This is a genomic window from Gordonia sp. UBA7860 (assembly GCF_002500165.1).
Classification (GTDB): Bacteria; Actinomycetota; Actinomycetes; order Mycobacteriales; family Mycobacteriaceae; genus Gordonia; species Gordonia sputi.
Window position 1 is genome coordinate 1 of record NZ_DLSO01000205.1, and the last position, 9,461, is coordinate 9,461.

At 65.3% G+C, this 9,461-nt stretch carries 11 protein-coding genes; 5 read left to right on the forward strand and 6 right to left on the reverse strand.

What is annotated here, in order from left to right:
• Both B3T59_RS24060 and B3T59_RS24065 read right to left on the reverse strand, forming a co-directional pair.
• On the reverse strand, positions 1-882 hold an 882-nt coding region (locus B3T59_RS24060), incomplete at its 3' end, for a GNAT family N-acetyltransferase, cg3035/Rv0428c family (RefSeq protein ID WP_287005323.1).
• Between the two features lie 45 nt (positions 883-927).
• Positions 928-1,539: a peptide deformylase gene (locus B3T59_RS24065; RefSeq protein ID WP_287005324.1), complete on the reverse strand. Its 612-nt coding sequence runs from the start codon at positions 1,537-1,539 to the stop codon at positions 928-930.
• Positions 1,540-1,795: 256 nt separating this feature from the next.
• Between B3T59_RS24065 and B3T59_RS24070 the strand changes: the two genes are divergently transcribed.
• The 5 genes from B3T59_RS24070 (at position 1,796) to B3T59_RS24090 (ending at position 5,541) form a co-directional block, all read left to right on the forward strand.
• A complete protein-coding gene (locus tag B3T59_RS24070) occupies positions 1,796-2,164 on the forward strand; it encodes a DUF3263 domain-containing protein (protein ID WP_287005325.1) in 369 nt (122 codons plus the stop codon).
• Positions 2,165-2,209: 45 nt separating this feature from the next.
• Positions 2,210-2,689, forward strand: coding sequence for a LytR C-terminal domain-containing protein (locus B3T59_RS24075; RefSeq protein ID WP_287005326.1), 480 nt, complete (start codon positions 2,210-2,212; stop codon positions 2,687-2,689).
• A 70-nt stretch (positions 2,690-2,759) separates the two neighbouring features.
• Positions 2,760-3,434, forward strand: coding sequence for a superoxide dismutase[Cu-Zn] (sodC, locus tag B3T59_RS24080; RefSeq protein ID WP_287005327.1), 675 nt, complete (start codon positions 2,760-2,762; stop codon positions 3,432-3,434).
• Between the two features lie 68 nt (positions 3,435-3,502).
• On the forward strand, positions 3,503-4,633 hold the full coding sequence (locus B3T59_RS24085; RefSeq protein ID WP_287005328.1) for a glutamate--cysteine ligase: 1,131 nt from the start codon (positions 3,503-3,505) through the stop codon (positions 4,631-4,633).
• A gap of 170 nt (positions 4,634-4,803) precedes the next feature.
• Positions 4,804-5,541, forward strand: coding sequence for a hypothetical protein (locus B3T59_RS24090; RefSeq protein ID WP_287005329.1), 738 nt, complete (start codon positions 4,804-4,806; stop codon positions 5,539-5,541).
• A 29-nt stretch (positions 5,542-5,570) separates the two neighbouring features.
• Here B3T59_RS24090 and B3T59_RS24095 read toward each other — a convergent pair whose 3' ends face one another.
• The 4 genes from B3T59_RS24095 to B3T59_RS24110 all read right to left on the reverse strand — a co-directional run bounded on the left by B3T59_RS24095 (position 5,571) and on the right by B3T59_RS24110 (position 9,437).
• Positions 5,571-7,886, reverse strand: coding sequence for a diguanylate cyclase (locus B3T59_RS24095; protein WP_287005330.1), 2,316 nt, complete (start codon positions 7,884-7,886; stop codon positions 5,571-5,573).
• A 126-nt stretch (positions 7,887-8,012) separates the two neighbouring features.
• Entirely contained in the window at positions 8,013-8,345 is a 333-nt protein-coding gene (mnhG, locus tag B3T59_RS24100) for a monovalent cation/H(+) antiporter subunit G (RefSeq protein WP_005206692.1), read from the reverse strand.
• A 13-nt stretch (positions 8,346-8,358) separates the two neighbouring features.
• A complete protein-coding gene (locus tag B3T59_RS24105; protein ID WP_005206691.1) occupies positions 8,359-8,622 on the reverse strand; it encodes a monovalent cation/H+ antiporter complex subunit F in 264 nt (87 codons plus the stop codon).
• Positions 8,619-9,437, reverse strand: coding sequence for a Na+/H+ antiporter subunit E (locus B3T59_RS24110; RefSeq protein WP_287005331.1), 819 nt, complete (start codon positions 9,435-9,437; stop codon positions 8,619-8,621). Before B3T59_RS24110 ends, B3T59_RS24105 begins: the two co-directional genes overlap by 4 nt.
• Positions 9,438-9,461: the final 24 nt, after the last annotated feature.

Consider the following 9,461-nt stretch of genomic DNA (forward strand, 5'->3'; position numbering starts at 1 on the left):
GGACGGCGACGAGGTGACGGCTGCTCGGCCGGTCGCGATCAGCGTCCCGCTCTCGTCGACGACCGTCGCGAAGGTCACCGGCCCCTGTGCCGAACCGACCACGGCGGCAACGAGATCGGTGTCTCTGCCGCGGCTGTACGACTGCGCCCACCGTGTGCTCGGTGTCGGAGCGAGTTCGACATCGAGTTCTGCTACGCGCACGTGGCCCGTTGTCATACTCGCGAAATCATCTGTGGCACCGGGAAAGTCGTCGAGGTCGCGGGTCAGGATGTGAACCGTGGGGCTGGCCGGTTCGCCCCCGACGGTGCGCGCCGCGATCAACCGCTCGGGCAGTGCCAGCAGGACGGGCAGGTCCCGTTCGGCGTACCAGGAGCCGAGGGCACGTAGAGTGGGGGCGTCGGCGCGTGCTGAACGGTCTAGTGGCACAGCAGAATTCGCGCGACGGGAGAATCCTGCACCCGCACGCGCCAGCCAGCCGTCGATCCAGGTCGACTCGACGCCCGGCCATGCGAGCGCCGCCGCATGCTCGAGGTCGCGAATCGCGCTGTTGCGCACCGGTTGTGCCGACAGGAGGCGAATCGACACGACCGACCCGCGCGGGATGGACTCGACAGTTCCGTCGCGCTCGATCAGCAGCGTCGAGTCGAGGTCCTCGGTATCGGTGCGTTCGGTATCGGGGCGTTCCACCAGAAACCCCGTGACGTCGGACATCGTGGGCGCTGCCGTCGACGCGGGAGCCGGATTCGGTGAGTGCCGCCAGTCTGCGGGTGACGCGTCGCCGAGCAGATACCGCACGACGACTCGGTCGCCGGGGTAGGCGTCGGTAGGAAGACGTGCAGGCGGAAGACGTGCCGGATCGGGACTCGAGTGTTGCTCGCTCATCGCGTGTCCCGTCGGTGGGGTCGATGGTCGGGGTCGATGGTGGGGTCAGTCGACGTCGTCGTGGCCGAACGGGTCGGCCTGCTCGCCGGGGATCCAGGCCAGGCCCGGAATGCCCCACTTGTGCTTCTTGATCGCCTTCTTGGCGGCGCGGGCGTTGCGTCCGATCAAGACGTCGACGTAGAGGAAGCCGTCGAGGTGTCCGGTCTCGTGCTGCAGCATGCGGGCGAAGAAGCCGTTGCCCTCGATCACCACCTCGTCGCCGTTGCGGTCGACGCCGGTGACGCGCGCCCACTCGGCGCGGCCGGTGGGGAACTGCTCGCCGGGCACCGACAGGCAGCCCTCTTCGTCATCGTCGGGATCGGGCATGGTCTCAGGTATTTCCGACGTCTCGAGGACGGGGTTGATCACCTCGCCCCGTCGACGTGCCGAGGCGCGACCCGCTTCGCCGTCGGGACAGTCATAGACGAACATCCGTTTGCCGACGCCCACCTGGTTGGCGGCGAGGCCGACGCCGTGCGCGGCGTCCATGGTCTCGTACATGTCGTCGAGGAGGGTGACGATCTCGTCAGACGGACGACCGTCGTCGTCGAGTTCGACCAACTCGGTCTGCTGGTGCAGGACCGGCTCGCCGACGATGCAGATCGGAAGCACAGACATGAGTGAAAAGCCTACTGCGCGCGGATGACGGCGACTGCCCTGGGCCTTCTGTGATCGGCTCGATAAGAGCGACCGAACCGGGCGAGTCACACGCGGTCGACCGCTTGCGGGCGTGGTTAGATGGTCACGAACCACATCGGTGTCATTCGACGGTCAGCGCACTCGTAGCCCGAGTTCTGTCACCGGAGTGGTACGCCGATTGACCCCGTCGAGGAGCCGACGCGGGTAGGGCCGGAGGCGAGCGTGAGGGAGCAAGATGGACGGCGCAGCAGCGCGTAGTCGCAAGCACGGTGATCAACCCGAGAACGCACCCGAACCGACAACGCAGAGTGCGGCCGGCCAATCCGTCGGTCCTCACGAGGTGGGTCCGGATGGTCTGTCGCGACGCGAGCACGACATCTTGGCGTTCGAGCGTCAGTGGTGGAAGTACGCGGGGGCCAAGGAAGAAGCGATCAAAGAGCTGTTCGGTCTGTCGGCAACGCGGTACTACCAGGTACTCAACGCGCTCGTCGATCGTCCGGAGTCGCTCGCCGCCGATCCGATGCTGGTGAAGCGATTGCGGCGGCTGCGTGCATCGCGTCAGAAGGCCCGCGCAGCGCGGCGGCTCGGCTTCGACATCACGTAGCGCTGAGCGCGGTTGCCCGCCGCGCGTGCGTTAAGGTCATCGGTGATGAATGCTGATCGCGAGCCCAATCGCCTTCCCTTGCGGGCCGGGGCCATGCTGCTCCTCGCAGTGGCTGTCGTGTTCGTCGGACTCGGCTGGCACTCCGCTGCGACGTCGGGACAGAGTCCGGAAGAAGGCCTCCGCGAAGCTCAGGCGAGCATTGCCACCACGTCGGCTCCCGCGTCGTCGTCTGCCACGAGCGCCTCGACAAGCGAGCGTCTCTGCGTGATCAACGCCGGGTCGGTCTCTGGTCTGGCATCGGAGGTCACCGACGACCTCAAGGCCAAGGGCTTCACCATGTCCAGCCCGTCCAACTACGACGGCGGCAGCTTCACCGAGAACACCATCCTCTACCGTGACTCGTCACAGAAGGCGGAAGCACAGAAGGTGGCGACCGCGCTGGGTTCGAGTCCCAGTGTCGAGCAGCGCCCGTCGTCGTTCACGATGTGTCGGGACGGTATCGCGGTGGTGGTGGTCACCCGATGAGTTCTGACACGGCAAGACTCTTCACCTGACTATGTTCACTCGACGGCCCAACGGATCTCTAGGAGCTTTCATGACCACCGGCAATTCGACACTTGGCTCGAAGACCCTGCGCAGCGTGCTCGCGCTCGGTGCTGCGGGCGCCATCGCCGCGGCACTTGCCGGCTGTACTCCCGACGAGCCGCGGTCGGACACCCCCGGTACCACGCCGTCGGTTGTGACCGGCAATCAGGCACCTCCCGGATCTGTCGACGACGCCGACAACATCCCGAACTCGGCCAAGGAGTCGGCGACCGCCCAACTCAAGGACACCAAGGGCCAGACCGTCGGCACCGCGACGTTCACGCCGAGCGGATCGTCGCTGCGCGTCGACGTGAAGGTCAGCAACGGCATCGCGGCGGGCTTCCACGGCATGCACATCCACGAGAACGGTGTGTGCGAGGCAAGCGGTTCGACGCCGTTCTCTTCGGCGGGCGGCCATCTGCAGGTCGACGGTCACACCGGTCATCCGTCGAGCGGCGACCTCGTGTCCATCAACGTGCTTGCAGACGGCACCGGCGAAACCGTGACCACGACAGACTCGGTGAACCTCAATCAGGTCGCAGGCAAGTCGATCATCATCCACGAGAAGCCCGACAACTTCGCGAACATCCCGACTCGTTACGCACCGACGCCCGACGCCGAGACGATGAAGACCGGCGACGCGGGCTCGCGTCTGGCATGCGGCGTCATCACCGTCAAGGGCTGACGCGGCACCGGTACCGGTCTGGGCTGCGCCTGTACGGGCGTCACCGGTCTGAGCGGAAGGCCTGATCGATGCCGAAGATCATCCCGATCGAGTTCTCCGGTTCGCCGACTCCGACGCTGGGCGTCGAGTGGGAGTTCGCGCTCACCGACAAGGTGTCCGGTGATCTGTCGAACTCGGCGGCAGAGCTGTTCGCTGAGGTCGGTCGCCGTGCCCCCGACCGTGCGGGCAAGGTGCATAAGGAGCTGTTGCGCAACACCGTCGAATTGGTGACCGGTGTGAGTACGACGACGCGTGAGGCGATCGACGACCTCTCGGCAACACTCGACGTCGTGCGGTCGATCACCGACCGGCTCGGCGTCGACCTCTACGGCGCAGGTACGCATCCGTTCGCGGAGTGGTCGACTCAATTGCTCACCGAGGGGCACCGGTACGCGGAGTTGATCAATCGCACCCAGTGGTGGGGCAGGCAGATGCTGATCTGGGGTGTCCACGTGCACGTGGGTATCGATCGACGCGACAAGGTGCTGCCGATCCTCACGTCGCTGCTCAACTACTACCCGCACCTCCTCGCGCTCTCGTCGTCGTCTCCGATGTGGTCGGGTCAGGACACCGGCTACGCGAGCAACCGCGCCATGATGTTCCAGCAGTTGCCCACCGCGGGCCTGCCGTTTCAGTTCCAGACCTGGCACGAGTTCGAGGCGTTCGTCGCCGATCAGAAGACCACCGGAATCATCGATCACCTCAACGAGATCCGGTGGGACATCCGCCCCTCACCACACCTGGGCACCATCGAGGTGCGGGTGTGCGACGGAATGACGAATCTGGTGGAGCTCTCGGCGATCGTCGCGCTCATCCACTGTCTCGTCGTCGATCTCGATCGTCGGCTGTCGGCAGGTGAAGAGCTGCCGCATATGGCGCCGTGGCTGGTGCAGGAGAACAAGTGGCGCGCCGCGCGCTACGGACTCGAGGCCATCGTCATTCTCGATTCCGACTGCGATGAGCGGCTTGTGACCGACGACCTCACCGTGTTGCTCAAACGACTCGAGCCGATCGCCGAGGAACTCGGGTGCATCGACGAACTCGCGCGCGTGATCGACATCGTCGATCACGGAGCCAGCTACCAGCGCCAGCGCAGCGTTTACCAGCACACCGGCGACATGCGTGCCGTGGTTGCATCGGTGGTGTCGGAACTGGATTGAGAATGCGCGCGTGACAATGCGCGCCGTTCACAATCGTCGCGAAAATGTCTTTTGCGTACAGTGTGTGTGCCGTTGGGTCTTGCGGGTAATTGATTTCACTTGCCGCTTTCCGGTAGGAAACCGGCACAATCAGAGGGTCGTCTCCTCTCACCCCCTGAAGGAAATCAGCCATGCCAGCTGTTGTGCCCTTGTCGAGCCCTGCCCCGAACATCCCCGGCCTGCTCGATCCGATCGTCGTCTTGGACGTCACCAGCGATGCAAGGATGATCGTCGCATCGCCGAGTATCGTTCCCGACCTCTGGCACGAGTACCTCGGTCGCGCCCACGCCGCGTACTCGGCTAGAGGTGTCGACGACGCACTCGACTACGACGCGATTTGCGACGGTTCGAGCACCACGGTGTTCTGTGCGGTGGTCGATACCGCGGGTGACGTCGTCGGTGGGCTGCGGGTCCAGGGGCCGTATACGCTGCCGCATCAGTCGCATGCGGTCACCGAATGGGACGGTCAATCAGGGCAGTCGGCGCTGATAAGAGCGATCGGCGCGCGCCTTGCCGGAGGGCTGATCGAGGTGAAGTCGGCGTTCGTCGATCCGACGTCGGGCGACGCAGCGGCGGCCGCGGGCTTTCTCGCTCGCACACCATTGATACTGATGGCGGCGACGGACACCCGACACATGCTCGCCACGGCAGCCGACTACGTGCTTGCCAGGTGGCAGTCGGGTGGCGGTCGGGTGGATACCGACATTCCGTCCACGCCGTATCCGGACGAAAGGTATCGCACACAGGCCATGTTCTGGGACCGCGATGCACTTGCGCGTCATGCGGAACCGGCGGTGTGGAGAACAATGTGCGCGGAATTCCGGCAAATGTCCCACGCATTCGATGCGGATTCCGTCGATGTCGCGTGACCGATTTCGACGACGCTGTTCGGACGACGCTATTCGGAAGCGAGCGGCCTACCGGTCGTCGGTCGCCCGTCCGCGCTCTCGGTGAAGACCGCGGCGAACACATCGGGGGCGAGTTCGTTCCACTGCATCTCGTGGTATTCGCGCTCGGCCAGAATCATGTGCTCGATGTCGAGCACGTAGCGTCCGGACACCACCGGACGTCCGCACACGATGTTGCGGGCAGCCGCGGCCGCGAGGCCACCCGACATCGCAGCGGTCGAGCCGAGCTGCGGCCACGAGGCGAGACTCCGACCGACCTGGCCCGCGGAGAACGCCATCCGCGACGTCAGATTGTCGCCGACGATCGCCATCGCCATGTCGAGTCGCTGCGTCGGGTCGGCGGCGTCGGCAGGGCTGAATTTCTCGCCGCGTCCGTGGAAGATCGGGTACTCGGGATCGAGATCGTATCGCTCGATGTCGAGCATCACGTTCTCGCCGATGTCGGTGACGCTGACCACCGGAATGCGTGCCGCGCGAGCGCGCCGACGCATGTCGATCTTCATCGCGACGTCGTCGATCTCCTCGATGATCACCGAGACCGGCTTGCCCGTAGCCACTCCGAGGAACTCGTCGGCCACGTCGGTCGCGTAGCCGTGCTCGAACCGCGTCACCGACGAGTACGGATCACCCTCGAGGATGCGGCGTTCGGCGATGTCGATCTTGGAGAGTCCGACGTCGCAGATCGAAGCCGACATGCGGTTGAGGTTGGTCGGTGAGAGGCGATCAGAGTCGGCGATGTGGAAACCGCGGGCACCGGTCAGCGCGCACGATGCCAGCGCCGACGAGCCGACGGAAAGTCCCGCGACGGCGACCGTGGCGTCATGCCACCGCTCCTGCTCGGAGCCGGTGAGCAAGAATCGGTTGCGCGCTGTTTTGAGTCGGTAGAACAGTTCGGCGTCGGGCATTCGGACGACAGTGTTCCGCCAGTTGATCAGGACGTACCGTGTGCGGTCGTCGATGACGGCGGGGTCGTCGAAGTCGACGAGCCCGTGTGGTGAGGACCCCGGCTCGATGTGCTCGAGCGCGTCGAGCGCGCGGAGTTCCTCGATCGCCGACGGCCACATGTCGACCAGCTCGCGGTGTGACGCGTCGGTGAGCTGCGCGATCCGCGCGGCGTCGTAGTAGGGGTGCAGGATCTCGATCATGGACTCTCTCCTCGTCCGCACGCGGCTGATGGCGGCGGTATCCGCGAGTTCGCGCGGTGTGCTTGGGCCAGAGGTCGCCGGAAGGGCAGGCGCACGACCTGGCCGCGTCGCCGCTGTATCGGCGGCGCGCCAGCTGAATTCGGCGATAGACGAGACGACCGACCGGTTTCGACCGAGGTGCTTTGCGGCGTAGAGAAGGTGGTCGGCCGGAGCGATGAGCTGGTCGAGGCCATGAGGCGTCTGTGCGGAGTCGTCGTCGTAGAGTTCCTCGGGGTCGGCGGTTACGCCGCCGACGCTGATCGTGACTCCCGCATGTGCGTGCACGGTGAGACACAGCCGTGCAGCGATGTCGCGCAGTTGCCCCTCGTCGTCGACGACCGCCAGCACGGTGAACTCTTCGCCGCCCGTTCTCGCGACCAGAGCGTCGTCGGGGACGTTGTCGCGCAGCAGTGTGGTCACATCGACGAGGATCGCGTCGCCTGCGGCGTGACCGTGGGCGTCGTTGATGCGTTTGAAGTGGTCGATGTCGATGACGAGCATCGCGATGCTTCTGCCCGCCCGGTGGGCCGAGCGGAACATCGCTGCCGCGCCGTCGAAGAGGCCTCGCCTGTTGAGGGCCCCGGTGAGGGGATCGGTGATGCTCAGTCTCGCCTGCTCCGCGAGCAACGACAACAGGGTGCGACGCAGCATCGTGACCATGATCGTCGGGATTGCGATCGCCATCAGAACCGCGCCACCCCCGACGGCCAGAGCGGTCGGCGATGTGGCGCGTGCGGCCATGACCGCGCACGCGAGAGCCATTGCCGCGACGACGAAACTGACCACGAGACGTTGCGGCGATGCCATGGCGGTGAGGGCGGGCACCGCGGCGATCAGGACGAGAACGGCGATGGCCGAGCCATCGTCGGCGATGACGGCCGCAGAAGCCGCGATCCCCAGCATCCCGCCGAAACCGTCGAGCGTGAATTGCCGATCGGTGAGCTTGCCGGCGCGGACCGTGAGCGCAACCGAGAAGAGCGTGAAGATCCCGACGAGGACCAATACCCAGTGGGTGCCGGGAATGAGGAAGGAATTCGACGAGAGCCCGAATGCGATGAGTGGGACAGCACCGACCTGGCTGCACACCATCGCGAGCGAGCGCTGATCAAACCGCTTCGCCACCGACGCCACTCCTTCACCTCCGCGTGCTCATCGTTCGCGCGGATGGCGCGAGGACGAATCCCCCCCCACATAATTGTGACCGAACACTGTGTAGGAAGCGACGCTTCACAGGTGATTGTGACGAGATCAGTCGATATCGCCCCGGTCCAAACGTTCTTTCGCGATCAATCCGTCCTGGGCACGTTGTTCCTGGTATACCAATCGGCCTATTCTATGCGCGATCACCGGTGCCGTGATGATTGCGAAGAGGCCGGCGAGAATCAACATTCCCACGTCGACGTTGTCGCCGAGTTGGATGATCGCTCCCAGGAGGATCTGCAACAGTCCGAACGTCTGGGGCTTGGTCGCCGCGTGCATTCGACTCAACGTGTCGGGGAACCGGAACACCCCGAGCGCCGCGGTGAACGCCATCAGTGCACCGAGGATGAGGAAGACCGAGCTGACGATGTCGACGATCATGGTCGTTGCCCCCTCATGTCTGGTCGTCCCGAACTCGGAAGCGGGCGATCGCGATCGATCCGACGAAGCTGAGGAGCGCGAGCGCGACGACGCCGGGTACCACGGTGGTGTCGCCGCTGTAGGCAGCCCACACGGCGAGACCGCACATCGCGAGCGCGATGAGTGTGTCGAGCGCGACGAGGCGGTCGAGGGTTGTCGGTCCCATCAGCGCACGGGCAGCGGTCAGCACGGCAGCGACGAGCAGTAGCGCGGCCACGATCACCCAGACGACGCTCATCGGTTCTGCTCCGCTTTGATCGACGCCCGCTCGGCGGTGCGTACGTGGTGATAGTCGTCGTCGATGCCGTGGTACGGGCTCGGATGCCATTCGCTATCGCGCTCGAATGCCTTGATGAACATTCGCTCGACAAACTCGATCTGCCGGTGGAACGCGCGCACCTTCTTGTCCGATCGGACGTCGAAGACGTGCACGTAGATCAGCCGACGACGGTGGTCGATTTCCAGCACCATGGTGCCGGGCACGAGATTGAGATAGTCGACGGCGAGAGTGAGCACCATGTCGGACTTGATTGCCACCCGCACTCGGATGACCGCGCCGAGCGGGCGGTAGCCGGGTCGGATCGCGGCCCGTGCGACCTGCGCACTCGACACGAAGAAGTCGACGATCAGCCGTGCGACCAGCCACAGCACCGACACCGGGTGGATGCGACCCTCGACCGGCACCCGGGGCAGCGGCAACAGGATGGAGATGGCCAGCGCGAGCACGATGCCGCCGATGATGTTGGCCCACGACACCGTGCCCCACAGCAACACCCAGACGAAGGTGAGCCAGGCGAGAACCCAGAGTCGAACGGCCAGTTCACGGCCGTCGCCCGCGATGCGGCCGGGCAGGCGGATGTGTTCACGGAGCCACACGAACACGCGGACTGTGTTCCAGAAGATGAACAGTAGCGACACGCGCCACGCATTGACGAGGAACGACCTCACGGGCCCTTTTCCGGGCGCGCGTACCGCACCGGAGCTGCGACGCTGGGCTTGCTGAGCCGGGTCGTCCTTTCCGGGATCGCGCTTTTCGGGGTGTTCGTCCGTCATCTGTCACCTCCCAGCACGCTGACG

What these genes read in the sequence shown, in the direction of transcription:
- B3T59_RS24065 (WP_287005324.1), bottom strand. Translation starts at nt 1,539, where the DNA reads ATGTCTGTGCTTCCGATCTGCATCGTCGGCGAGCCGGTCCTGCACCAG.
- B3T59_RS24070 (WP_287005325.1), top strand. Translation starts at nt 1,796, where the DNA reads ATGGACGGCGCAGCAGCGCGTAGTCGCAAGCACGGTGATCAACCCGAG.
- B3T59_RS24075 (WP_287005326.1), top strand. Translation starts at nt 2,210, where the DNA reads ATGAATGCTGATCGCGAGCCCAATCGCCTTCCCTTGCGGGCCGGGGCC.
- sodC (WP_287005327.1), top strand. Translation starts at nt 2,760, where the DNA reads ATGACCACCGGCAATTCGACACTTGGCTCGAAGACCCTGCGCAGCGTG.
- B3T59_RS24085 (WP_287005328.1), top strand. Translation starts at nt 3,503, where the DNA reads ATGCCGAAGATCATCCCGATCGAGTTCTCCGGTTCGCCGACTCCGACG.
- B3T59_RS24090 (WP_287005329.1), top strand. Translation starts at nt 4,804, where the DNA reads ATGCCAGCTGTTGTGCCCTTGTCGAGCCCTGCCCCGAACATCCCCGGC.
- mnhG (WP_005206692.1), bottom strand. Translation starts at nt 8,345, where the DNA reads ATGATCGTCGACATCGTCAGCTCGGTCTTCCTCATCCTCGGTGCACTG.
- B3T59_RS24105 (WP_005206691.1), bottom strand. Translation starts at nt 8,622, where the DNA reads ATGAGCGTCGTCTGGGTGATCGTGGCCGCGCTACTGCTCGTCGCTGCC.
- B3T59_RS24110 (WP_287005331.1), bottom strand. Translation starts at nt 9,437, where the DNA reads ATGACGGACGAACACCCCGAAAAGCGCGATCCCGGAAAGGACGACCCG.